Annotated in this window: 25 protein-coding genes and 1 other annotated feature; of the genes, 23 read left to right on the top strand and 2 right to left on the bottom strand. The window is 49.0% G+C overall.

Going from position 1 to position 23446, the window contains the following annotated elements:
- Window positions 1–113 precede the first annotated feature (113 nt).
- The 10 genes from DW819_RS02520 (at window position 114) to rplL (ending at window position 6866) form a co-directional block, all read left to right on the top strand.
- Complete coding sequence (locus DW819_RS02520; RefSeq protein ID WP_118731928.1) at window positions 114–764, top strand: hypothetical protein; 651 nt, start codon at window positions 114–116, stop codon at window positions 762–764.
- Between the two features lie 171 nt (window positions 765–935).
- Window positions 936–1697, top strand: a complete 762-nt coding sequence (locus tag DW819_RS02515) for a PTS system mannose/fructose/sorbose family transporter subunit IID (RefSeq protein ID WP_118731927.1) — start codon at window positions 936–938, stop codon at window positions 1695–1697.
- A gap of 15 nt (window positions 1698–1712) precedes the next feature.
- On the top strand, window positions 1713–3236 hold the full coding sequence (locus DW819_RS02510) for a serine hydrolase (RefSeq protein ID WP_118731926.1): 1524 nt from the start codon (window positions 1713–1715) through the stop codon (window positions 3234–3236).
- A gap of 245 nt (window positions 3237–3481) precedes the next feature.
- On the top strand, window positions 3482–3631 hold the full coding sequence (gene rpmG / locus DW819_RS02505; protein ID WP_080552267.1) for a 50S ribosomal protein L33: 150 nt from the start codon (window positions 3482–3484) through the stop codon (window positions 3629–3631).
- 12 nt (window positions 3632–3643) lie between these two features.
- Complete coding sequence (gene secE / locus DW819_RS02500) at window positions 3644–3847, top strand: preprotein translocase subunit SecE (protein ID WP_118531256.1); 204 nt, start codon at window positions 3644–3646, stop codon at window positions 3845–3847.
- A gap of 19 nt (window positions 3848–3866) precedes the next feature.
- The gene (gene nusG / locus DW819_RS02495) at window positions 3867–4382 is read left to right on the top strand and encodes a transcription termination/antitermination protein NusG (protein ID WP_118531258.1); all 516 of its coding nucleotides are present in this window, start codon (window positions 3867–3869) and stop codon (window positions 4380–4382) included.
- Window positions 4383–4459: 77 nt separating this feature from the next.
- Window positions 4460–4885 carry a 50S ribosomal protein L11 gene (rplK, locus tag DW819_RS02490; protein ID WP_118531260.1) on the top strand — a complete coding sequence of 142 codons (426 nt, stop codon included), beginning with the start codon at window positions 4460–4462 and terminating at the stop codon, window positions 4883–4885.
- An 80-nt stretch (window positions 4886–4965) separates the two neighbouring features.
- Window positions 4966–5661 carry a 50S ribosomal protein L1 gene (gene rplA, locus DW819_RS02485; protein WP_118731925.1) on the top strand — a complete coding sequence of 232 codons (696 nt, stop codon included), beginning with the start codon at window positions 4966–4968 and terminating at the stop codon, window positions 5659–5661.
- Between the two features lie 48 nt (window positions 5662–5709).
- Window positions 5710–5853: a sequence feature (ribosomal protein L10 leader region), on the top strand.
- 33 nt (window positions 5854–5886) lie between these two features.
- On the top strand, window positions 5887–6381 hold the full coding sequence (rplJ, locus tag DW819_RS02480) for a 50S ribosomal protein L10 (RefSeq protein WP_118719912.1): 495 nt from the start codon (window positions 5887–5889) through the stop codon (window positions 6379–6381).
- Window positions 6382–6491: 110 nt separating this feature from the next.
- Window positions 6492–6866 carry a 50S ribosomal protein L7/L12 gene (rplL, locus tag DW819_RS02475; protein ID WP_118542223.1) on the top strand — a complete coding sequence of 125 codons (375 nt, stop codon included), beginning with the start codon at window positions 6492–6494 and terminating at the stop codon, window positions 6864–6866.
- Between the two features lie 149 nt (window positions 6867–7015).
- Here the strand turns inward: rplL and DW819_RS02470 are convergent, their stop codons facing one another.
- Together DW819_RS02470 and DW819_RS02465 are read right to left on the bottom strand one after the other, a co-directional pair.
- A complete protein-coding gene (locus tag DW819_RS02470) occupies window positions 7016–7222 on the bottom strand; it encodes a cold-shock protein (protein ID WP_118531268.1) in 207 nt (68 codons plus the stop codon).
- Window positions 7223–7573: 351 nt separating this feature from the next.
- A complete protein-coding gene (locus tag DW819_RS02465) occupies window positions 7574–8473 on the bottom strand; it encodes a LysR family transcriptional regulator (protein WP_118731924.1) in 900 nt (299 codons plus the stop codon).
- A gap of 164 nt (window positions 8474–8637) precedes the next feature.
- Between DW819_RS02465 and DW819_RS02460 the strand changes: the two genes are divergently transcribed.
- The 13 genes from DW819_RS02460 (at window position 8638) to leuA (ending at window position 23369) form a co-directional block, all read left to right on the top strand.
- Window positions 8638–9414 (top strand): polysaccharide deacetylase family protein, encoded by a 777-nt coding sequence (locus DW819_RS02460; RefSeq protein WP_243025516.1) that lies wholly within the window; start codon window positions 8638–8640, stop codon window positions 9412–9414.
- Window positions 9415–9501: 87 nt separating this feature from the next.
- Entirely contained in the window at window positions 9502–10833 is a 1332-nt protein-coding gene (locus tag DW819_RS02455; RefSeq protein WP_118731923.1) for a replication-associated recombination protein A, read from the top strand.
- Between the two features lie 184 nt (window positions 10834–11017).
- Entirely contained in the window at window positions 11018–12430 is a 1413-nt protein-coding gene (gene rho, locus DW819_RS02450; protein WP_118731922.1) for a transcription termination factor Rho, read from the top strand.
- A 160-nt stretch (window positions 12431–12590) separates the two neighbouring features.
- A complete protein-coding gene (gene rpmE / locus DW819_RS02445; protein WP_118531274.1) occupies window positions 12591–12794 on the top strand; it encodes a 50S ribosomal protein L31 in 204 nt (67 codons plus the stop codon).
- An 86-nt stretch (window positions 12795–12880) separates the two neighbouring features.
- Complete coding sequence (locus DW819_RS02440; protein ID WP_118731921.1) at window positions 12881–13894, top strand: DUF1385 domain-containing protein; 1014 nt, start codon at window positions 12881–12883, stop codon at window positions 13892–13894.
- A complete protein-coding gene (prmC, locus tag DW819_RS02435) occupies window positions 13891–14832 on the top strand; it encodes a peptide chain release factor N(5)-glutamine methyltransferase (protein ID WP_118731920.1) in 942 nt (313 codons plus the stop codon). Before DW819_RS02440 ends, prmC begins: the two co-directional genes overlap by 4 nt.
- A gap of 76 nt (window positions 14833–14908) precedes the next feature.
- Window positions 14909–15982: a peptide chain release factor 1 gene (prfA, locus tag DW819_RS02430; protein ID WP_118531280.1), complete on the top strand. Its 1074-nt coding sequence runs from the start codon at window positions 14909–14911 to the stop codon at window positions 15980–15982.
- Between the two features lie 77 nt (window positions 15983–16059).
- Window positions 16060–16947: a class B sortase gene (gene srtB / locus DW819_RS02425; protein ID WP_243025514.1), complete on the top strand. Its 888-nt coding sequence runs from the start codon at window positions 16060–16062 to the stop codon at window positions 16945–16947.
- A gap of 115 nt (window positions 16948–17062) precedes the next feature.
- Window positions 17063–17965, top strand: a complete 903-nt coding sequence (gene rfbA / locus DW819_RS02420) for a glucose-1-phosphate thymidylyltransferase RfbA (RefSeq protein ID WP_118531284.1) — start codon at window positions 17063–17065, stop codon at window positions 17963–17965.
- A 20-nt stretch (window positions 17966–17985) separates the two neighbouring features.
- Window positions 17986–19014 carry a dTDP-glucose 4,6-dehydratase gene (gene rfbB, locus DW819_RS02415; protein ID WP_118531286.1) on the top strand — a complete coding sequence of 343 codons (1029 nt, stop codon included), beginning with the start codon at window positions 17986–17988 and terminating at the stop codon, window positions 19012–19014.
- A 35-nt stretch (window positions 19015–19049) separates the two neighbouring features.
- Complete coding sequence (gene rfbD / locus DW819_RS02410) at window positions 19050–19895, top strand: dTDP-4-dehydrorhamnose reductase (protein WP_118731918.1); 846 nt, start codon at window positions 19050–19052, stop codon at window positions 19893–19895.
- Between the two features lie 78 nt (window positions 19896–19973).
- A complete protein-coding gene (gene glmM, locus DW819_RS02405) occupies window positions 19974–21344 on the top strand; it encodes a phosphoglucosamine mutase (protein ID WP_118731917.1) in 1371 nt (456 codons plus the stop codon).
- 351 nt (window positions 21345–21695) lie between these two features.
- Window positions 21696–23369: a 2-isopropylmalate synthase gene (leuA, locus tag DW819_RS02400; RefSeq protein WP_118731916.1), complete on the top strand. Its 1674-nt coding sequence runs from the start codon at window positions 21696–21698 to the stop codon at window positions 23367–23369.
- Window positions 23370–23446 lie beyond the last annotated feature (77 nt).

Genomic DNA, 23446 nt, shown 5'->3' with positions numbered 1-23446 from the left:
AATCTGTCCAAAATTAAAACGGAAGAGTCTGAGTTTCTTCACAGATAAGATTTTCTGTGAAAGAATAGATATAATTCAGATAACGCGGATGGAAAAGAAAATGGTGAAAATTTATGTACGAAAAGACAAAAAAAGAAATCTATAATTTAATTAAATTAAATACAGAATCAATAGATTGGAAAACACCTGAAATAGTCACGACAGGAGAAATAAGCAGACAGTTAAACATTAGCAGAAATTTGTGTAGCCACTATTTAAATGATATGGTAAAAGAGGGGGAGCTTATTAAAATCAGTACAAGACCAGTATCTTTTTTGCATCGAAAAACGGTTGAACGCTTATACGGAACTCATTTGAAAGAAAATGAATTTTTGAGTTTTTGTGATTTAAGAATATGTTTGGGCATTTCCAACAAGGATGTATTTGATAGTTATATTGGAGCATATTCAGGGCTAAGTTATCAGATTAATAAATGTAAAGTTTCAGTAGGATATCCAGATAAGGGAATTCCTATTTTGATTTATGGAAAAAAAGGGACGGGAAAACATAAGCTGGCAGAACTGGTGGGAGAATATGCACTAGATAAGGGATATTCAGATGAAAAAACGCAATTCATGGATGCTGGAATTCTTGGTAATCAAGATGAAATATTTGAATTGACGGATTGCTTGGAAGGTAAAAAAAAGAAGATTATATGTATTGAAAATGTGGAAAAAATTTCCAACATTCAGTTAATGAGAATTTTAGAAAAAAAACGAATGTAAGATAATATTAACAGCTAATATCAGACATGATGCTAGTGAAGTGGAACAGTTAGTAAAACAGATCCCCATTTCAATAGAAATCCCGTCATTGTCAGAACGATCTGATGAGGACAAAAAAGAATTATTGTTGCATTTTATGAAACAGGAGGCTTTGAAAATCAAAAGTGATATTTGTTTTTTGATTCTTTGAGTGTCAGTGCTTCATTAAACTATGAAAAACAAATGGATATGGGCTGTGCGTTCAGTTTAGCTCCAATTTTACAGAAATTGTATAAAAACAAAGAAGATTTGTCAGAAGCGCTGAAACGTCACACAGAATTTTACAATGTAACACCGATGTTTAATCCAACCCTTCTAGGGGTATTGACGGCGATGGAAGAAAGAAATGCAAAGGATGAAGATTTCCCGAAAGAGTCGATTAATGCGACAAAAGCCAGTCTTATGGGACCAATGTCAGGAATTGGTGACACAATTGACAAGGGAACATTAAAAACAATCGCAACAGGAGTTGGATGCACATTCGCTTTACAGGGAAGCTTTCTTGGCCCGATTTTATTCATGTTGATATATGGTGTCAGTAATTTACTGATTCGATATTTCGGAGTATTTTATGGTTATAAATTTGGAGTCTCCTTATTCCAAAATTCATCAGAGATTATAAAGAAGATATTTAGCGCAGTAACGGTTATTGGTTTAATGGTAGTTGGTGGTATGACTGCAAGTATTGTATCTATAAATTTGCAGCTTGCAATAGGTGTAGGAGAAGGCATCGTTAATATTATGGATATTCTGAACGCTATCATGCCGGATATCCTGTCACTTGGAATTTTTGCTCTGGTTTACTGGTTACTTAAAAAAGGAACAAAAGCTACAACTATACTTTTTGGAATCATAGTAGTAAGTATTGTTGGTTCTGCTGCGGGGATTTTTTAGGGGGAGAGTTTACATATGGTAAAAAATAAGCCGCTTTTAAGAAGCACACCAATTAAAGAAAAAGTTTCTGCGAAATTAATTCTAAAGATGTTGGAAGAAGCGGAAGAAAAGAACATCATGCTGAACAGTATTATGATAATCAGAGATGGAAAAGTCATAACAGAAGGATACTATAAACCTTATTCAGAGTGTATTGAACGTTCTATGCATTCTGCAACAAAGAGTTTTACTGCAACAGCTATTGGACTTTTAATTGACGAGGGGAGACTAAAATTAGAAGATACGGTAATGTCTTTTTTTCCGGAATATGCGCCAGAAAATCCTTGTGATAATTTAAAGAAAATGAATGTATGGCATTTGCTGACAATGACATGTGGGCATGATTCTGTACCGCCAAGGAAAGGAACAGATAACTATGTAAAGCAGTTTTTAAATCATCCGGTACCTTATGTTCCTGGAACGCATTTTCAATATAGTTCCATGGCAAGCTATATGCTGACAGCAATTATCAGAAAAGTGACAGGACAAAATATGACACGTTATTTAAGAACTCGCATATTTGAGCCATTGGGGATTTATGATGCATATTGTGATACCTGTCCCATGGGAATTGAGTATGGAGGAGGTGGACTGTTCCTTCGTACAGAAGATTTGGCAAAACTGGCTGTTCTGTATTTAAATAACGGAATATGGAATGGTGTAAGGCTTTTATCGGAAAGCTGGGTTAAAGAATTTACAAAAATGCAATTTAGGGATTCTTGGTCTCATAGCAACCCGACATTAAAGCCAGATTGGTATTGCGGATATGGTTTCCAGAATTGGAGATGCACACAAAAAAATGCGTATCGCTTTGATGGGAGTTTTGGACAGTTAGCGGTGGTTTTAGAAGACTATAATGCAGTGCTAGTTACCACAGCATCGGAAGCCAGACCAGAAAGAATTTTAGAACTGTTTTGGAAATATTTGATTCCTGCTTTTGATAGAGAGTCAACAGATACTGAATGGGTTGCATTAAAGAAGAAGTTAAAGAATCTTAAGCTACCATGGCCAGAGAAGAGGCCTGTTTCTTCAAAAGCCAGAGAAGTGTCCGGACGGGAAATTATAATGGATTCAAACAGAGAATCTATGGTAACAACAAAGCGACAGAGTTTGGCATTTGCAGATGCTCGTATTGAACTGAATAGGACAGGGATCGAAAAAATAAGTTTATCGTTTGAAAATGATGATCAATGTAGGATGCGATATACAGAAGATCATCAGGAAAATGAAATTGTGCTAGGGCTCAAAGATAAAATGGAACCAGGAATTTTAAAAAGCATTTGGGGTGACTATCCGGTTTTATCGACAGGAAGATGGCTGAATTCGGAAAAATTTGAGGTCAGGATTTTAACAATAACCGCAGATTATTGTACAATAGTGACATTTGATTTTTTGGATCCAGAGATTAAAATTCAGTTCGAAGAGACGCCTTATGATCCTGTAAAACAGATTCCGAAAGGCAGGCATTATAATGCCAAATTTATGATAAAAACTGAATAGCTAACGGGAAACAGCTTAGATTTAGACGGTACGGGTTTAATTTAAGCTGTTTCATTTTAGATGTATACTTCTATAATTCGCTAAAAAATAAAGAAAAAGATTGACGCATGGACATCGTTATGCTATAGTGGTATGGCGAATGGAAGAGCTTAGGTCTTTTTTTTATGCTCAAAATTAGCCTGTGGGCTGATCCGGCAGAAAAAAAGACTGAAAAACAACGAAAAAATCAAGTGGAGGTGGAAGTCGTGCGCACAAAGATTACACTGGCATGTACAGAATGTAAACAGCGGAACTACAACATGACGAAGGATAAAAAGACACATCCGGATCGCATGGAGACCAAAAAATATTGTAGATTCTGCAAAACTCATACTTTACACAAAGAAACCAAGTAAGGAGTGTGAACTATGGGAGAAACTACAGGCACTGAGAAGGCTCCGAAGAAGAGCTTTTTCAAGGGTTTAAAAGCTGAGTTCAACAAAATCGTATGGCCTGACCAGGAAACCGTTGGCAAGCAGACTGTTGCTGTAGTAGCGGTTACCGCTGCGCTGGGAATTATCATCGCAATCCTGGATTTCATTATCAAATGGGGCCTCAGCTTCATTATTTAATTAAGGCGAGGGTGATAAGATGTCAGAAGCAAAGTGGTATGTAGTTCATACCTATTCAGGCTACGAGAACAAAGTTAAAGTTGACATTGAGAAAACCATTGAGAACCGTAACCTTCAGGATCAGATCCTCGAAGTTTCCGTTCCGATGCTCGAAGTCGCAGAACTCAAGAACGGCGTGGAGAAGCTTGCGGACAAAAAAATGTTCCCGGGCTATGTACTCATCCATATGATCATGAACGATGATACCTGGTATGTAGTACGCAACACCCGCGGCGTAACCGGCTTTGTCGGACCGGGCTCCAAGCCTGTTCCGTTAAGCGATGAGGAGATGGAGAGCCTCGGATTCGGAAAGACTGAAGTTGCTCTGGACTATGCAGTTGGCGATACCATTGTGGTAACTGCCGGTGCATGGAAGGACACGATCGGTGCCGTTAAGTCTATCAATGAAAGTAAGCACACTCTTACGATCAATGTCGAGATGTTCGGCCGTGAAACACCGGTTGAACTCAATTTCACAGAAGTGAAGCACATGTAACAACGAAAAAGGACCGGTGATGCCGGTTCGTGGGAGGGACACCCCCGACAATACCACATTATTAGGAGGTCATTATCATGGCAAAGAAAGTAACTGGTTACATCAAATTACAGATTCCGGCAGGCAAGGCTACCCCGGCTCCGCCGGTTGGTCCGGCACTGGGTCAGCACGGTGTTAATATTGTACAGTTCACCAAGGAGTTTAACGCAAGAACCGCAGATCAGGGCGATCTGATCATCCCGGTTGTTATTACCGTATATGCAGACAGAAGCTTCAGCTTCGTTACCAAGACTCCGCCGGCAGCTGTTCTGTTAAAGAAAGCCTGCAAGATCAAATCCGGTTCCGCAACCCCGAACAAGACCAAAGTTGCTACCATCTCTAAGGCAGATCTTCAGAAGATCGCTGAGACCAAGATGCCTGACTTAAACGCAGCAAGTCTGGAAGCAGCTATGAGCATGATTGCAGGTACTGCAAGAAGCATGGGTATCACTGTTGAGGAGTAATTCTTCATACAGGACTGAGATGAAACTTTAAATACGTGGGAGGGACATCCCCGACAATACCACTAGGAGGTTATTTTATTATGAAACATGGAAAGAGATACGTAGAAGCGGCTAAAGCAGTAGACCGCGCTACTCTTTATGATGCAGCAGACGCTATCGCACTTGTTAAGAAGACTGCTGTAGCTAAATTTGATGAAACCATTGAGGCTCATATCAGAACCGGTTGTGACGGACGTCACGCTGACCAGCAGATCCGTGGTGCAGTTGTTCTGCCGCACGGTACTGGTAAAGTTACCAGAATCCTTGTTTTCGCTAAGGGTGCAAAGGCTGACGAGGCTCAGGCTGCAGGCGCAGATTTCGTAGGCGCTGAGGAGCTGATCCCGAAGATCCAGAACGAGGGATGGTTAGATTTTGATGTAGTTGTAGCTACCCCGGATATGATGGGCGTTGTTGGTCGTCTGGGCCGTGTACTTGGACCGAAGGGCTTAATGCCAAACCCGAAGGCTGGTACCGTAACCATGGACGTAACCAAAGCTATCAACGATATCAAAGCTGGTAAGATCGAGTACAGACTTGATAAAACCAACATTATCCACGTGCCAGTGGGTAAAGCTTCTTTCACTGAGGAGCAGTTAGCGGACAACTTCCAGACGCTTATGGATGCAATCAATAAAGCAAAACCGGCTACCTTAAAGGGTGCTTACATCAAGAGCGCAACCCTGACCTCTACCATGGGCCCGGGCGTTAAGCTGAACGTAGTTAAGCTGATGGCTTAATCAGATTTTGCAAAAAACTGATTGACAATCCAAATATAGTATGTTATCATACACAAGTATTGACTGCCGAAGACAGTAGGTGCCGTAAGGCGTAAGGTTACAGCCGCCTACCGAGGAACGTACAATTTTGTATTAAACGACGAATTTGTAGAGCCCCTCTGTCTTGCACAGTGGGGCTTTTCCTTGCAGTCTCCAGTTATATAATAAAACAGGAGGAAGACATTCATGGCTAAAGTTGAGTTAAAACAGCCTATCGTAGCTGAGATCTCCGAGCTGTTAAACGGCGCTGCATCCGCAGTAGTAGTAGACTATCGTGGTCTTACTGTTGCTCAGGATACCGAGCTTCGTAAGCAGTTAAGAGAAGCTGGTGTTGCTTACAAAGTATATAAGAACACCATGATCAAGCGTGCAGCTGAGGGTACCGATTTTGCAGCTCTGGATCCGGATTTAGAAGGACCGACCGCAATCGCAGTATCTAAGGACGACGCTACAGCTCCGGCAAGAATCCTGGCTGAGTTTGCTAAGAAAGCAGACAAGCTTGAGATCAAAGCTGGTGTTGTTGAAGGTACTTACTATGATCAGAAGGGTATGCAGGTTATTGCAACTATCCCGTCCAGAGAAGTACTTCTCGGAAAGTTACTGGGAAGCATCCAGTCTCCGATCACCAACTTCGCTCGTGTGCTTAACCAGATCGCTGAGCAGCAGGGCGCAGAGGCTTAATTTACTGACCGGTCCGCGGCGTGCCGCATAACCATCAGTATGAAGCAATTCGATACCGTATCGAACTATCATTGATTCAGAAATATCATTATTTAATGGAGGAAATTAAAATGGCAAAGTTAACCACTGCAGAGTTTATCGAAGCTATCAAAGAGTTATCCGTATTAGAGCTGAACGAGCTGGTAAAGGCTTGTGAGGAAGAGTTTGGCGTATCCGCAGCAGCAGGCGTTGTAGTTGCAGCAGCAGCTGGCGCAGGCGAGGCAGCTGAGGAGAAGACCGAGTTCGACGTAGAGCTGACCGAGGTTGGCCCGAACAAGGTTAAAGTTATCAAGGTTGTACGTGAAGCTACCGGTCTTGGTCTGAAAGAGGCTAAGGACGTAGTTGACGGTGCTCCGAAGGTCCTGAAAGAGGGCGCTTCTAAGGAAGAGGCTGAGGACATCAAGGCTAAACTTGAGGCTGAGGGCGCAAAAGTTACCCTGAAGTAATTAAAACTCAACAAAGAGCTGTGAACCCTGGGAATCCGCAAGGATCTCCGGGGTTTTTCTGTATATGAAACAATTCGAAATAAAAAAATGCGCAAAAAAATACCCGAAAGCCCATAGGACTTTCGGGTATTGTGCTTTCAGGTGGTAGATTAAGCTACAACGTGAACGTTAACAGCCTGCAGACCACGGTTGCCCTCTGCGGTATCGAAGGTAACTTTCTGGCCATCCTCTAAGGTCTTGTAGCCATCAGCTACGATACCGGAGAAATGTACGAAAACTTCCTCACCAGTCTCGTCGTTGGTGATGAAGCCATAACCCTTAGTAGCGTTGAACCATTTAACTGTACCGTTATTCATTGTGGTACCTCCTATAAAAAATAAAATTTGTGTATTTTCGTATGAAACAAAAATCACATATTTTTGTAAATCTGGAATGTACTTCTTGACTTACAAAAATATGTGAATCAAAAGCTCATATCAAAATACACTGTGAGTTTACCACCCAACCCCTGTTCTGTCAAGCAATTTCGGCATTTCTTTAGATACTGAAGCGGTAGGTGATAGAAGGCGGTTTTGGCAGTGCTTTACGGCCTGCGGAGGTGAAAACAGGCGGATTTCAGTGTATGGACGGTAATGGTGTGATGGGTGCGTGGCCGGGGAAAGTGACCGGCCACGCACACTATGCCAAAACAAATAAGGGAAAAGTTGTCAAAGGAAAAAGACTGGATCTTCGCTGTCTGCGAGCCAGGCTTTCATGGCTTCGGTAAGCCATTTATTCCGGTGGCAGAGAACCTGGAGCCAGAAGGGGCTTGCGGAAGGCTCATAATCCAGCCGGACCAGCTTTTGAGCGGCCGGATGGATCCGGACAATAAGATCCGGGACCAGAATGACGGGGGCTGATCCGGCTGCTCTGCTGCTGTCAGCAGCGATGGAAAGTGCCAGAGCAGTATCAGAAATCTGGATCTGCCCGGAACCGGGTGCATGCAGTTTATGGTCAAGACCGGCTTCAAAATGACCGGTGCAGATGAGCGGATAATGAGAAAGTTCTTCTCCGGATAAGTCGGTTTGTCCGGCCAGCGGATGCCCCTTTGCGGCAAAAGCATGGAGGGGAGCCGGCAGATCTTTCGCTGCGTGGATCAGGTCTGTATCGGTGCGGAGCAGATCCAGCGTCAGGGCAAGATCGATATCATTGTGGCGCAGCCGGAACAGAAGCTCCTCCGGCTCTGCAATGACCTGCACGTTTACATCAACCTGAGGATAGTCCTGCAGGTAGTGGGCAATGCGGCTGCTCAGTCTTTCGCAGGAAAGCTGGCCGGATATGCCCAGACGGAGCGAACCGGTGATGGCAGATGTGTCCTGCTTTCCGACCTTCAGGGCATCTTCGGACATGCGGACAATGGCTGCCGCATAGGACAGAAATTCCTGCCCGGTCTGGGTGATGCGGATCTGTTTGCCTACGCGCTCGTAAAGCTGTGCTCCAAGCTCCTGCTCCAGCTGCTGCATCTGCATGGTAACGGTGGACTGGGCATACCCCAGAAGCTTTGCGGCTTTGGAAAGACTCTGGGTCTCAGCTACTTTGGTAAATGTGATCAGGTTTCTAATTTCCATGAAGTACTTTCTTTATATCGAAATTGATGAAGTATAATAAAAATACTTCAAAATAATTGACATTGATATTGTAGCGCACATGAGGGAAAAACGCAAGCATATCTGGATAGATTTTTTGAATATAAATAATGGGAGATAACAGGATCTCGCGGGAGGAAAGTACCATGGTCGTGGGCAAATGGAAATTTTCTGCAATGTGTCTTCTGCTGTTTCTGGCGCTTCTTGCGGATGGCGCTCTTGCAGGTGCGGCGTTTGCCGTTGCAAATCGGCAGCCATCTGTGATGCAATCCTCTGCCGTTGCAAACCGGCAGCCATCAGCGATGCAATCCTCTGCTGTTGCAAGCCAGCAGCCATCAGCGATGCAATCCTCTGCTGTCGCAAACCGGCCACTCCAGGTTGCCCTCACCTTTGATGATGGCCCCCACCAGACCTGTACGCCAGCACTTTTAAACGGCCTGAAGCAGCGTGAGGTAAAAGCAACCTTCTTTCTCATGGGAGAAAATATTGCAGGGAAAGAACCGCTGGTACAGCGCATGCAGGCAGAGGGCCATCTGATCGGAAATCATGGCTACCGCCATATCCAGATGACAAAAGAGGAGGCGGAACAGGCCTGCGCGGACATCGAACAGACGGAAAAACTCATCCAGTCCATCACCGGGAAACGGCCGGAGTATCTGCGCCCTCCATACGGTGACTGGAATGAGCAGCTGGAATGCCGGGTAAACCTGACCACGGTGCTGTGGAATGTGGACTCGCTGGACTGGAAATTTCAGAACACGGACCGGATCGTACGCCGGGTGGAGAAAGATGTGAAAGATGGGGATATCATTCTGATGCACGATATTTTTCCAACCTCTGTAGAGGCGGCGCTCCGGATCGTGGATGATCTGCAGAAACGGGGATATGAATTCGTGACGGTCGAGGAGCTTCTGGTGGACTAAAGCCGATACAGCTCTTTGCGAAACCCGGTTGACTCTGAAATCCCTGCGGATTATACTGGGAGCATACAGGCAGGAGGAGAACGATACATGGATTTGTTTGATTATATGAGAGCGAGTACCCAGGAGCAGGAGTCTCCCCTGGCGTCCCGCATGCGCCCTACCACGCTGGACAAAGTGGTGGGGCAGAAGCACATTATCGGAAAGGACAAGCTGCTTTACCGGGCAATCAGGGCAGACCAGCTTGGTTCCATCATTTTTTACGGTCCGCCGGGGACCGGAAAGACAACGCTGGCCAAGGTGATCGCAAACACCACCAGCGCGAGCTTTCGCCAGATCAACGCTACGGTTGCCGGGAAAAAAGATATGGAGGATGTAGTAAAAGAGGCGAAGGATGCTCTCGGCATGTACGGCAAAAAGACGATTTTATTTGTAGACGAGATCCACCGCTTTAATAAGAGCCAGCAGGATTACCTGCTTCCGTATGTGGAGGACGGAACCCTGATCCTCATTGGGGCAACTACGGAAAATCCCTACTTCGAAGTGAACGGGGCGCTTCTTTCCCGCTCCCGCATTTTTGAGCTGAAGGCCCTGGAAAAGGATGACGTGAAGGAGCTGGTCCTGCGGGCAGTGCGGGATGAGAAAAAAGGAATGGGCAGCTATCATGCTGTGATCGATGATGAGGCGGCAGATTTTCTTGCGGATGTATCCGGCGGAGATGCACGTGCGGCTTTGAATGCCGTAGAGCTGGGCGTTCTCACAACGGAGAGGGATCCGGCTGACGGCCTGATCCACATTACACTGGATGTGGCGCAGGAGTGTATCCAGAAGCGGGCGGTCCGCTACGACAAGGACGGAGACAACCATTACGACACGATCTCCGCCTTTATCAAGAGCATGCGCGGTTCGGACCCCGATGCGGCAGTTTATTATCTGGCCCGGATGCTTTACGCGGGGGAAGATATTAAGTTTATTGCCCGCCGGATCATGATCTGTGCGGCGGAAGATGTGGGCAATGCAGACCCGCAGGCCCTTACGGTGGCAGTCAGTGCGGCCCAGGCTGTGGAGCGCATCGGCATGCCGGAGGCCCAGATCATTTTGTCTCAGGCAGTACTTTATGTGGCAACGGCTCCAAAATCCAATTCCGCATGCAATGCGGTATTTGAGGCGATGGATGCAGTGAAAAACCAGCGTTCCATGCCGGTTCCGGTACATCTGCAGGATTCTCATTACGGCGGTTCCGCAAAACTGGGACATGGAATCGGTTATCGGTATGCTCACGATTATCCGAATCATTATGTAAAGCAGCAGTATCTTCCGGATGGAATGGAGGGCCGGTGCTTCTATCATCCTTCGGAAAATGGATATGAGTCGAAAATTGCAAAACACATGCGTTTCTTGCGAGAGTCTGTTCAGGAATAAGAAAAATCCGGATAAAATAACCTTTTCTTTTTCGGAAAAATTCATTATAATGTGGTTATGCGCGGAGGCAGTGTCTGGCTGCTTCCGCATTTCATGAATCCATTATTCATATTGAGTCCCTCGGGATATCTATCCATTGATATAAACCCCATTTATCAGAATATAAGTTCAGATTGGAGAAAATATGCGAGAAAAATTACAGACCTTACCCGTATCCGTACTAAAGGAAATGGCGAAAGAACAGGGCATCAAGGGAGCCACCGCGCTGCGAAAAGCGGAGCTGATCGAGGAGCTTTGCCGTGCGGCAGGAGAAAACGAGGAAAGCCGTACCCCAAACAGCCGGCCGGCTGCAGTCAGAAGAACGAATTTTAATCAGGCAGATCAGGCCGGGCAGAACCGCAGCAGCGAGCAGCAGACTGGCCAGCCTGCCCGGGAGGATGGAGCAGACCGGCTTCAGGAGGAGATGGACAGCGGCGTCCCGGCCAGCGGAATTCTGGAAGTTATGCCGGATGGCTTTGGCTTCATCCGATGCGAGAACTTTCTTCCGGGTGAGAACGACGTTTATGTCTCTCCGACCCAGATCCGCCGCTTTAACCTGAAAACCGGAGATATCATCAGCGGAAACCGCCGCGTGAAAACCTCGAATGAGAAATTTGCGGCTCTGTTGTACATTAAAAATGTGAATGGCTATCCGCTCAGCGCTCTGGAGCGCCGCCCGAACTTTGAAGAGCTGACTCCGGTATTCCCGAACAGCCGCCTTCACATGGAGACCCAGGGCAAGAGCAGTACGGCCATGCGTGTACTGGATCTTCTGGCACCGATCGGCAAAGGGCAGCGCGGCATGATCGTATCCCCGCCAAAAGCCGGAAAAACAACTCTTTTAAAGCAGGTGGCGCAGGCTGTTACCACCAACCACCCGGATATGCATATGATCATCCTTCTGATCGATGAGCGCCCGGAGGAGGTAACGGACATCAAAGAATCCGTGGTCGGCAAAAATGTAGAGGTTATTTATTCCACCTTTGATGAACTTCCTGACCGGCATAAACGGGTTTCGGAAATGGTCATCGAGCGAGCAAAGCGTCTGGTTGAGCATGGCCGGGATGTCATCATTCTGCTGGACAGCATCACCCGTCTGGCCCGGGCCTACAACCTGGTGGTTCCGCCGAGTGGCCGTACTCTTTCCGGTGGCCTTGATCCGGCAGCCCTGCACATGCCGAAACGCTTTTTCGGTGCGGCCCGCAACATGCGAGAGGGCGGCAGCTTGACCATACTGGCAACTGCGCTGGTAGACACCGGAAGCCGTATGGATGATGTCATCTATGAGGAATTCAAGGGAACCGGCAACATGGAGCTGGTATTAGACCGAAAGCTTTCTGAGAAGCGTATCTTCCCGGCTATCGACATCTTAAAGTCCGGCACCCGCCGCGATGATCTGCTCCTGAGCCGCGATGAGGCCGAGGCAGTGGATATTGTCCGCAAGGCCACCAACAGCCTGAAGCCGGAAGATTCCGTGGAGCGGATCCTGGATTTGTTTGCCCAGACCCGGACCAACCGGGAGTTCGTGGAGGTGGCGAAAAAACGCCGTATGTTCTAACAAAAAATCTTTGAAAACCTTAGAAATATGCTTGCCAAGGCTATATTTATATGATACAATTATGGAGCTGTTTATAGATGTGGCGTGATTTTAACGGTACGAGTGAGACCGTTAGACGATCACAGTACTATATAATTGAGAAAGTGAAGAGGTGAAAATCATGAGAGAAGGAATCCATCCGGCTTATTATCAGGCTAAGGTTACCTGCAACTGCGGCAACGAGTTCGTTACCGGTTCCACCAAGGAAGAAATCCACGTAGAGGTTTGCTCTAAGTGCCATTCTTTCTACACCGGTCAGCAGAAAGCTGCTTCTGCACGCGGTCGTATCGATAAGTTCAACAAGAAATACGGCGTTAAGGCGTAAGCATAACGAGAGCGAGGTAAGGTTGAGACTCAAGTGGAGACACTTTGGCTCAACCTTATTTTTCTTTATAAGGAGATAGTAGTTTTATGAAATATTCCGGTATCGGCGGCCAGGCCGTCATTGAAGGAATTATGATGAAAAACAAAGATCAGTATGCCACGGCAGTGCGCAGGCCGGACGGCGGCATTGAGGTCAAAAAAGATACCTATGTCAGCATGACAGAGAAGGTGCCGTTTTGCGGACTTCCTTTTGTGCGCGGTGTCTTCAGCTTTGCGGATTCCATGATCCTTGGCATGCGGACACTGAGCTATTCAGCCAGCTTCTTTGAGGATGATGAGGATTCTGAACCGGGTAAGCTGGAACTCTGGATGGACAAAGTCTTCGGAGAAAAGGTAGAGCAGGTTCTGATGGCAATTGTTATGGTATTTTCCGTTATCATGGCCATCGGCATTTTCATGATCCTGCCGCTGCTCATCGCAAACGCCTGCAAGCAGGTTATCCATTCCGACACCATCATGGCAATTCTGGAGGGCGCTATCCGCATTGCTATTTTTATTGCGTATATCAAACTGATTTCCCGGATGGAAGACATCCGCCGCACCTTTATGTACCACGGCGCGGAGCATAAGTGCATCAACTGTATTGAGCATGGCATGACCCTCACGGTCGATCACGTGCGGGAAAGCTCCAAGCAGCACAAACGCTGCGGCACCAGCTTTCTCATCATTGTTATGCTCATCAGCATTCTGTTCTTTATGGTGGTGCGGGTAGACAACGTACTGCTTCGTATGGCAAGCCGCATCATTCTGGTGCCGGTCATTGCCGGTGTGTCTTACGAGTTTCTGCGCCTGGCAGGCCGCAGTGACAACCCGATTGTCAATTTACTCAGCAAGCCGGGGCTGTGGATGCAGAACCTGACTACCAGTGAGCCGGATGATTCCATGATCGAGGTAGCCATTGCAGCTGTGGAAGCGGTATTTGACTGGAAAGCATACTTAAGGGAAAATTTCCCGGATACGGAGATTCCGGAGGACCGTGCGGATGCCGCAGTTTCCGGTCCGGCACAGGACCAGGCCATCAGCCGGGAGGAAGCCAGATGACACTCTACGACCTTCTGAATGAGGGAAGCGCCACCCTGCAGCAGGCAGGGGATACCGATGGCGAAAACGATGCAAAGCTGCTTCTTTTTGAAGCCTTTCATCTGGATCTGGTCCATTTTCTGATGGACCGCCTGCGTCCTCTTTCAGAACAGGATGCTAAGGTGCAGGAACAGATCCGGACTTATCGGGGAATGATTGAAAAGCGTGCGTCCCGCATTCCGCTGCAGCAGATTTTGGGCAGTCAGGAATTCATGGGACTGGAATTTTTTGTAAACGAGCATGTGCTGATCCCGCGCCAGGACACCGAAACCCTGGTGGAGCTGGTGCTTCAGGAGCAGCAGGACCCGGAAAAGAAGCTTCTGGACCTCTGTACCGGATCCGGCTGCATTGCCATCAGCCTGGCGGTGAAGGGCGGTTACAGGTCTGTAACAGCCACAGATCTGTCGGAAGAGGCGCTGAAGGTGGCAGAGCGGAACGCAAAGATGCATGGATTTGCAGTGGTTTCATACACGGAAACACAGGATGCGCCTGAACAGGCCGGGCATCCGTTCATCTTCCGCCAGGGCGACCTGTTCACAGCCATGCCCCAGAGTGAAGCCGGAACCTTCGATATCATCACATCCAACCCGCCCTACATTCCCACAGCGGTCATTGCCACCCTGGAGCCGGAGGTGCGGGAGCACGAGCCCATGATGGCTCTGGACGGTACCGCGGACGGTCTGAAGTTTTACCGCCGGATCGCAAAGGAAGCAGGAGCCTGGTTAAAGCCGGGGGGAGCTGTTTACCTGGAAATTGGCTATGACCAGGGAAAGGCTGTCAGTGAGCTTTTGAGTGAGGCGGGCTTTGATAAAGTAAGAGTCGTAAAGGACCTTCCGGGCAAGGACCGCGTGGTATGCGGTATCTGGCCCGGGCTGACGGACACAGAAAATCAGTCGTGATTGCAGCGGCGTGAAGCCACCGCAGACAGAATACGGAAACAACATAGATACGAACATATATAATAGGAGGAATCGCATGTTTGACAGATTAGATGACATCCTCATCCATTACGAGGAGATCATGCAGGAATTAGGCGAGCCGAACGTAACCGAAAACCAGGACCGTTTCCGCAAGCTCATGAAGGAGCAGGCTGACCTGGCGCCGCTGGTAGAGGCATACAAGGCCTACAAGCAGGCAAAGCAGGACATCGAAGACAGCCTGGCACTTCTGGAAGAGGAGAGCGACGAGGAGATGCGCGAGCTTGCCAAAGAGGAGCTTTCCGATGCCAAGAAGCGCGTGGAGGAGCTGGAGCAGGAACTGAAGATCCTGTTGCTGCCGAAAGACCCGAACGATGACAAGAATATCATCCTGGAGATCCGCGCAGGTGCAGGCGGCGATGAGGCAGCCCTGTTCGCGGCAGAGCTTTACCGTATGTATGTAAACTACGCAGAGAGCCAGCACTGGAAGGTAGAGATCATCTCTTTAAGTGAGAACGGCATCGGAGGTTTCAAAGAGGTACAGGCCATGATCACCGGTAAGGGCGCATACTCCAAGATGAAGTACGAGTCCGGCGTACACCGCGTACAGCGTGTACCGGAGACCGAGTCCGGCGGCCGTATCCACACCTCCACCGCAACTGTAGCAGTGATGCCGGAGGCAGAAGAGGTCGATGTTCAGATCGACATGAACGACTGCCGTATCGATGTTATGCGTGCGTCCGGTAACGGCGGACAGTGTGTCAACACCACCGACTCCGCAGTACGTCTGACCCATATCCCGACGGGTATCGTCATCTACAGCCAGACCGAGAAATCCCAGCTGCAGAACAAAGAAAAGGCATTCCGCCTCCTGCGTTCCAAGCTGTATGATCTGGAGCTGGAGAAGAAGCAGAACGCGGAGGCAGCAGAGCGCCGCAGCCAGATCGGTACCGGCGACCGCTCCGAGAAGATCCGTACCTACAACTTCCCGCAGGGCCGTGTGACAGACCATCGCATCAACCTGACCCTTTACAAATTAGATAAGATCATGAATGGTGATATCCAGGAAATCCTGGATGCCTGCATTGCAGCCGATCAGGCAGCAAAGCTGGCAAAGATGAACGAAGTGTAGGAATCATCAGGACGATTGAAAAAAGCTGGATTTAATCAAAGGTATTAAATCTGGCTTTTTGCAAAATGGAGGATTTTATGATGGAACACGAGAATAAAAACAGAAATTCAAACGGTCTTCTCAGACGCATTGTTATTGCTGTCCTTCTGGTCATCATGATCGGCAGCGCTCTCAGCCTGGTAAAGGACTGGAGGGACGCCGCCGCGCAGCGCCGGCTGGAGGAGAGCCTGGCTGAGGCGGCAAAGCAAACGGAGACCGAACCGCCGGAAACAGAGAAAGAGACGGAAGCCGAGACCGAGGCGCCATATGTCTCACCCATTGATTTTACATCGCTTCTGGAAACGAACCCGGACACCATCGGCTGGATCCGTGTGCCGGACACCAAGATCGACTATCCGATCGTCCAGTCCCCGGATAACCAGTATTACCTCCACAAAGATTTTGAAGGGAACGACAGCGTATATGGGGCCATCTATCTGGATGCCGACAGCAAGTCGGACTTCAGCGGCTGGAACAACCCAATTTACGGCCACCACATGAAGGACGGCTCCATGTTCAAGGATGTGGTAAAGTTCAAGGACCAGGAGTTTTTTGAAAACCACAGGTACTTTGAAATCTACACCCCGGAGCGCACCATCCATTTAAAGACATTAGGCTGCTACTACAGTGACTCCAACGGCATTGTCCGCAAGACCACCTTCAAGTCCCAGGCATCCTTTGACAAATGGGTCAGTGAGCGCCTGGCACCATGCAGCTTCGCAGAAGCTCCAACGCAGCCCTTTGATTCCATGTTTGTCCTGATCACCTGCAGCTATGAAAAAAATGATGCCCGTACCCTGCTGTTTGCGGCAGAGGTGGATGAAGACGGCAACTTCCTCCCGGCCACCGGAAGAAATGTGCCGGATGGAAGTGCTGCCGGAACAGAAACATCTGCGGCCGATCCTGCAGAAACTCTCACAAATTAAAAAGGACCCCAGATTGCAATATTGGTGCATCTGTGGTATAGTACAAACTAGCTAAAACTGTCCGTATATATCGAAAAATCCGGGTGGTATTTTATGTATTCAAAAGGAGAAAGCTATGAAAGGTATCATTTTGGCAGGCGGCTCAGGCACCCGCCTGTATCCGCTGACAAAGGTAACATCCAAGCAGTTGCTTCCGATTTATGATAAGCCTATGATCTACTATCCGTTGTCCGTTCTTATGAACGCCGGCATCCGGGAGATCCTGATCATTTCTACTCCGGTAGACACGCCGCGATTTGAGGCGCTTCTGGGAGACGGCCATCAGTTTGGCGTGGAGCTGTCCTATGCGGTACAGCCGAGCCCGGACGGACTGGCACAGGCCTTTATCATCGGCGAGGAGTTCATCGGCGGAGAGCCGGTTGCCATGGTACTGGGAGACAACATCTTCCACGGCCAGGGCTTAAAGAAGCGCCTGCGCGCGGCAGCAGCCAAGGAAAAGGGCGCAACCGTATTTGGCTATTACGTAGACGATCCGGAGCGCTTCGGTATCGTAGAATTCGACGATCAGGGCAAGGCCGTTTCCATCGAGGAAAAGCCGGAGCATCCGAAGTCCAACTACTGCGTGACCGGCCTGTACTTCTACGATAACCGCGTAGTTGAGTATGCCAAGAGCTTAAAACCGTCTGCCCGCGGTGAACTGGAAATTACGGATTTAAACCGTATTTACCTGGAGAACGGCGAGCTGGATGTAACACTTCTGGGACAGGGCTTTACCTGGCTTGATACCGGAACCCATGAGTCCCTGGTGGAGGCTACCAATTTTGTAAAGACCGTCGAGACCCATCAGCACCGCAAGATCGCATGTCTGGAGGAAATTGCCTACTTAAACGGCTGGATCACGAAGGAGCAGGTTCTGGAGACCTACGAGGAGTTAAAGAAGAACCAGTATGGCCGCTACTTAAAAGATGTTCTGGACGGCAAATATATCGACAAGCTGCACGGCAACGATATGAAGTAAAAAGAAAAGAGGAACAGACCATGACTATCATCGTAACAGGCGGCGCCGGCTTTATCGGCTCCAACTTCGTTTACCATATGTTAAACAAGTATCCGGATTACCGGATCGTGTGCGTGGACTGCCTGACCTACGCAGGCAACTTATCCACCCTGGAAGAGGCATTAAAAAATCCGAACTTCCGTTTCTGCAAGATCAACATCTGCGACCGCGAAGCCATTTACAAGCTCTTTGAGGAGGAGCACCCGGATATCGTGGTGAACTTCGCGGCAGAGAGCCATGTAGACCGCTCCATTGAGAATCCGGAGATCTTCCTGGATACCAACATCAAGGGTACCGCAGTGATGATGGATGCCTGCCGCAAGTACGGCATCAAACGTTACCATCAGGTATCCACCGATGAAGTATACGGAGACCTTCCGTTAGACCGCCCGGACCTCTTCTTTACCGAGGAGACCCCGATCCATACCAGCAGCCCGTACAGCTCCTCCAAGGCAGGCGCTGACCTCCTGGTGCAGGCATACCACAGAACCTACGGTCTGCCGGTCACCATCAGCCGCTGCTCCAACAACTACGGTCCGTACCACTTCCCGGAGAAGCTGATCCCGCTTATGATCGCAAACGCGCTGGCAGACAAGCCGCTTCCGGTGTACGGCGAGGGCTTAAATGTCCGCGACTGGCTGTATGTAGAGGATCACTGCAAGGCCATCGACCTGATCATCCACAAGGGCCGTGTCGGTGAGGTTTACAACATCGGCGGCCACAACGAGATGAAGAATATCGATATCGTCAAGCTCATCTGTAAGGAGCTGGGCAAGCCGGAAAGCCTGATCACTCACGTTACTGACCGCAAGGGCCACGACATGCGTTATGCTATCGACCCGACCAAGATCCACAACGAGCTGGGCTGGCTGCCAGAAACCAAATTCGCAGACGGTATCAAGAAGACCATCAAGTGGTATCTGGAGAACCGTGAGTGGTGGGAGACCATCATCTCCGGCGAGTATCAGAATTATTATGAGAAAATGTACGGCAACCGCGAGGAAGTATAATCCTGCGGCAGTCATATTCAGAAAGAGGAAACAGCATGAAGGTTCTGGTAACAGGAGCAAAAGGCCAGCTTGGAACTGACCTGATGAACGAACTGGCAAAGCGCGGCATTGAAGGTATTGGCGTAGATGTCCAGGAGATGGATATCACCGACGCGGAAGCCTGCAGACGTGTGATCAAAAATTCCGGCGCAGACGCAGTTATCCACTGTGCCGCATATACTGCAGTAGATGCCGCAGAAGATAACGCAGACCTCTGCCGCCGTATCAACGGCGAGGGCACGCGCAACGTGGCACAGGCCTGCAAAGAGGCAGATACGAAGCTTATGTACATCAGCACAGACTATGTGTTTGACGGCCAGGGCACCCGCCCGTGGGAGCCGGACGACGAGCGTCATCCGTTAAATGTATACGGTCAGACCAAGTACGAGGGAGAGCTGGCAGTAGAAGAGCTGTCCGACAAATACTTTATCGTACGAATTGCCTGGGTATTCGGCGTGGCAGGAAAGAACTTTATTAAGACTATGCTGCGTCTCGGCAAAGAGCGCGGGGCAGTCAGCGTGGTAGATGACCAGATTGGTTCCCCGACCTACACCTATGATCTGGCAAGACTTCTGGTCGACATGATCCAGACCGACAAGTACGGCCGCTATCACGCCACCAACGAGGGTCTGTGCAGCTGGTACGAGTTCGCCAAAGAGATTTTTCGCCAGGCAGGCATGGATGTGCCGGTTACTCCGGTCAGCAGCGACCAGTTCCCGGCAAAGGCAGCACGTCCGTCCAACAGCCGTCTGAGCAAAGAGAAACTCAGCGAGAATGGATTCGAGCGTCTTCCGGCATGGCAGGACGCGCTGGGCCGCTTCTTAAAAGAAATCGAATATTAAAATACAAAAGGTTCCCGGCGGCGCAGGTGTGCCTGCCGGGAATTTCAGGTTTCAATCTGAAAAGAGGAGAGCAGAGCAATGGGAAAATATTTTGGAACTGACGGTTTCCGCGGGGAAGCAAATGTCAATTTAACGGTAGAGCATGCCTACAAGGTAGGCCGTTTCCTGGGCTGGTATTATGGACAGCGCGCGAAAAAGACCGCAGACAATCCGGAGGGCCGCTGCCGCGTAGCCATCGGAAAGGATACCAGACGAAGCAGCTACATGTTTGAGTACTCCCTGGTAGCAGGTCTCACCGCTTCTGGCGCGGATGTTTATCTGCTTCATGTCACCACCACCCCGAGTGTATCCTATGTGGTGCGCACGGAAGAGTTCGACTGCGGCATCATGATCTCTGCCAGCCACAACCCATACTATGACAACGGCATCAAGGTCATCAACGGCAAGGGCGAGAAGCTGGAAGAGGACGTTATCGTAGAAATCGAGCGCTACTTAGACGGGGAGATGGAAGAGATTCCGTTTGCCTTAAAGGATGCCATCGGCCGCACCACCGATTATGCAGCCGGCCGAAACCGCTACATCGGTTACCTGATCTCCATTGCCACCCGTTCCTTCAAGGGCAAAAAAGTGGCTCTGGACTGCGCAAACGGCAGCGCATCTGCCATTGCGAAGAACGTGTTCGATGCTCTGGGAGCAGAGACCCATGTCATCAACAACCATCCGAACGGTTTAAACATCAACACCGACTGTGGCTCCACCCACATCCATGTCCTGCAGGAGTATGTAAAGGAATCCGGCTGTGACGTAGGCTTTGCTTACGACGGTGACGCAGACCGCTGCATCGCGGTAGATGAGAACGGCAGCGTGGTAGACGGTGATCTGATCCTCTACATCTGCGGCAAGTACATGAAGGAGATTGGCACCCTGCGCAACAATACCGTAGTTACCACCATCATGTCCAACTTCGGTCTTTACAAGGCATTTGACCGGGAAGGCATCTCCTATGAGAAGACCGCAGTCGGTGACAAATACGTGTACGAGAACATGTCCCAGTACGGCAACTGTCTGGGAGGTGAGCAGTCCGGCCACATCATCTTCAGCAAGCACGCCACCACCGGAGACGGCATCCTGACCTCCTTAAAGGTGATGGAGGTTATGCTGGAGAAGAAGGAAACTCTGGGCAAGCTGGCCTCTGAGGTGGAGATTTTGCCGCAGGTACTGAAAAATGTCCGCGTCAAAGACAAAAAGGCAGCGCAGAATGACCCGGCAGTCCAGGCAGAAGTGGCAAAGGTCACTGAGACTCTGGGCGCAGACGGCCGTATCCTGCTCCGTCAGTCCGGCACGGAGCCGGTTGTGCGTGTCATGGTAGAAGCGCCGACTACCGGGCAGTGCGAGATGCTGGTAGACCAGGTGATCGAGGTTATGAAGGCACAGGGACACGTGCTGTAAAAAGCGAGAGTTGCGAGAGAAGAACGCGTGGAATTCATAAACAATGTTTGATGAATTTCATGCGTTTTTGTTTAAATTGATTTGAATCAAATTGATTTGAATAAAGTTTCGGCTGTACATGGGTTCTTGTCACATCTGGAAAAATATGCTATTATATGGATTAACGTATCAAATTTTTCAAGAAAAGGAATGATGAAAGATGGGGCTGAATCGATAGGATCAGTATTGTTCATTGTCCGCTTTTACGGCGTGATCGAGCGACTGCCCGTCATGGGCTGAGCACGAAATCACCGTAATACGAAAATATCGCAGCATATAACAGGACAACGGACAAATTGGAGGAAATGAATTATGTTAAACATCGCTAAGTACAAAAGAAACCCGGTCGTACACTACTCGGAGCGCGAGTGGCCAGACAAGGAAATCGAAAAAGCGCCGATCTGGTGCAGCGTCGACTTACGTGACGGCAACCAGGCACTGGTAGAGCCTATGGTAGTAGAAGAGAAGATCGAGTTCTTCAATATGTTAGTCAAGCTGGGCTTCAAGGAGATCGAGATCGGTTTCCCGGCAGCATCCCAGATCGAATATGACTTTTTAAGACAGCTGGTAGAGCGCCGTCTCATTCCGGATGATGTCCGCGTGCAGGTTCTGGTACAGTGCCGCGAGCATCTTATCAAGAGAACCTTCGAGGCTATCCAGGGTATCAAAAAGGTAGTGGTACATATCTACAATTCCACCTCTACCCTGCAGCGGGATGTTGTTTTCCACAAGAATATGGAAGAGATCAAGCAGATCGCTATCGAAGGTACCGAGCTAGTCAAAAAATATGCCAAGGATTATGACGGCGACTTAATGTTAGAGTACTCCCCGGAGAGCTTTACCGGCACCGAGCTTGAGTACGCAATGGAAGTCTGCACCGCAGTCCAGGATACCTGGGGCGAGGCAACTCCGGAGAAGCCGATCATCTTTAACCTGCCATCTACCGTGGAGATGAACACTCCGAACGTATACGCAGACCAGATCGAGTGGATGCACAAGCACTTCAAGAACCGCGAGAGCGTGATCTTAAGTGTACATCCGCACAATGACCGCGGCACCGGCGTGGCAGCAACCGAGCTGGCACTTCTTGCAGGCGCAGACCGTGTCGAGGGAACTTTGTTCGGCAACGGTGAGCGTACCGGTAACGTGGATATCTTAAACATTGCTTACAATATGTTCTCCCAGGGCATCGATCCGAAGCTGGACATTGAGAACGTCCGTGAGATCGCAGAGGTGTACGAGCGCTGCACCAAGATGACCATCGATCCGCGTCATCCGTATGCAGGAAAACTGGTATTTACTGCATTCTCCGGCTCCCATCAGGATGCCATCAACAAAGGCTTACAGGCTCTCCATGAGAGAAACAGCCAGTACTGGGAGGTTCCGTACCTTCCGATCGATCCGTCCGATATTGGCAGACAGTACGAGCCGATCGTCCGCATCAACAGCCAGTCCGGAAAGGGCGGCGTAGCCTTCGTTATGGATACCTTCTACGGCTTCAAGCTGCCGAAGGGCATGCACAAAGAATTCGCGGATGTCATCCAGAAGATTTCCGAGCAGCAGGGTGAGGTTGCTCCGGAGCAGATCATGGAAGAGTTCCGCAAGAATTACCTGGACAAGAAAGAGCCGATCCACTTCCGCAAGTGCCAGATCACCGATACCGAGTCTGCAGACGGCGAGTTTGCAACCCTTGCCAAGGTTACCTATACCGATCACGGCATGGAGAAAACCTTCGAGGGCGTCGGCAACGGCCCGATCGATGCGGTACAGCGCGGCCTGGAAGAAGCACTCGGCGTCCAGATCAAGGTACTGGACTACAACGAGCACGCTCTGAACTCCGGCTCCAACGCACAGGCAGCATCCTACATCCACTTAATGGACAAGGACAGCGGCAAGGTGACCTACGGTGTCGGCGTAAGCTCCAACATCACCCGGTCTTCCATCCGCGGTATCTTCAGTGCCGTGAACAGACTGTTCTTCTCATAACTGAACTGAAAACAAAAATGGGGCTGTCGCACTAGCAAATATTTTTTGCTGGGCGGCAGCCCTGCTTTATGCCCAAA

The sequence above is a fragment of the Clostridium sp. AM33-3 genome (assembly GCF_003480315.1).
In the GTDB taxonomy this organism is placed as follows: domain Bacteria; phylum Bacillota; class Clostridia; order Lachnospirales; family Lachnospiraceae; genus Brotaphodocola.
This window is presented reverse-complemented; position numbering and strand designations above follow the sequence as displayed.

Bases quoted from the DNA above. Each gene is read 5' to 3' on its own strand.
- DW819_RS02520 (WP_118731928.1), top strand. From the start codon at position 114: ATGTACGAAAAGACAAAAAAAGAAATCTATAATTTAATTAAATTAAAT.
- DW819_RS02510 (WP_118731926.1), top strand. From the start codon at position 1,713: ATGGTAAAAAATAAGCCGCTTTTAAGAAGCACACCAATTAAAGAAAAA.
- secE (WP_118531256.1), top strand. From the start codon at position 3,644: ATGGGAGAAACTACAGGCACTGAGAAGGCTCCGAAGAAGAGCTTTTTC.
- nusG (WP_118531258.1), top strand. From the start codon at position 3,867: ATGTCAGAAGCAAAGTGGTATGTAGTTCATACCTATTCAGGCTACGAG.
- rplK (WP_118531260.1), top strand. From the start codon at position 4,460: ATGGCAAAGAAAGTAACTGGTTACATCAAATTACAGATTCCGGCAGGC.
- rplA (WP_118731925.1), top strand. From the start codon at position 4,966: ATGAAACATGGAAAGAGATACGTAGAAGCGGCTAAAGCAGTAGACCGC.
- rplJ (WP_118719912.1), top strand. From the start codon at position 5,887: ATGGCTAAAGTTGAGTTAAAACAGCCTATCGTAGCTGAGATCTCCGAG.
- rplL (WP_118542223.1), top strand. From the start codon at position 6,492: ATGGCAAAGTTAACCACTGCAGAGTTTATCGAAGCTATCAAAGAGTTA.
- DW819_RS02470 (WP_118531268.1), bottom strand. From the start codon at position 7,222: ATGAATAACGGTACAGTTAAATGGTTCAACGCTACTAAGGGTTATGGC.
- DW819_RS02465 (WP_118731924.1), bottom strand. From the start codon at position 8,473: ATGGAAATTAGAAACCTGATCACATTTACCAAAGTAGCTGAGACCCAG.
- DW819_RS02460 (WP_243025516.1), top strand. From the start codon at position 8,638: ATGGTCGTGGGCAAATGGAAATTTTCTGCAATGTGTCTTCTGCTGTTT.
- DW819_RS02455 (WP_118731923.1), top strand. From the start codon at position 9,502: ATGGATTTGTTTGATTATATGAGAGCGAGTACCCAGGAGCAGGAGTCT.
- rho (WP_118731922.1), top strand. From the start codon at position 11,018: ATGCGAGAAAAATTACAGACCTTACCCGTATCCGTACTAAAGGAAATG.
- rpmE (WP_118531274.1), top strand. From the start codon at position 12,591: ATGAGAGAAGGAATCCATCCGGCTTATTATCAGGCTAAGGTTACCTGC.
- DW819_RS02440 (WP_118731921.1), top strand. From the start codon at position 12,881: ATGAAATATTCCGGTATCGGCGGCCAGGCCGTCATTGAAGGAATTATG.
- prmC (WP_118731920.1), top strand. From the start codon at position 13,891: ATGACACTCTACGACCTTCTGAATGAGGGAAGCGCCACCCTGCAGCAG.
- prfA (WP_118531280.1), top strand. From the start codon at position 14,909: ATGTTTGACAGATTAGATGACATCCTCATCCATTACGAGGAGATCATG.
- srtB (WP_243025514.1), top strand. From the start codon at position 16,060: ATGATGGAACACGAGAATAAAAACAGAAATTCAAACGGTCTTCTCAGA.
- rfbA (WP_118531284.1), top strand. From the start codon at position 17,063: ATGAAAGGTATCATTTTGGCAGGCGGCTCAGGCACCCGCCTGTATCCG.
- rfbB (WP_118531286.1), top strand. From the start codon at position 17,986: ATGACTATCATCGTAACAGGCGGCGCCGGCTTTATCGGCTCCAACTTC.
- rfbD (WP_118731918.1), top strand. From the start codon at position 19,050: ATGAAGGTTCTGGTAACAGGAGCAAAAGGCCAGCTTGGAACTGACCTG.
- glmM (WP_118731917.1), top strand. From the start codon at position 19,974: ATGGGAAAATATTTTGGAACTGACGGTTTCCGCGGGGAAGCAAATGTC.
- leuA (WP_118731916.1), top strand. From the start codon at position 21,696: ATGTTAAACATCGCTAAGTACAAAAGAAACCCGGTCGTACACTACTCG.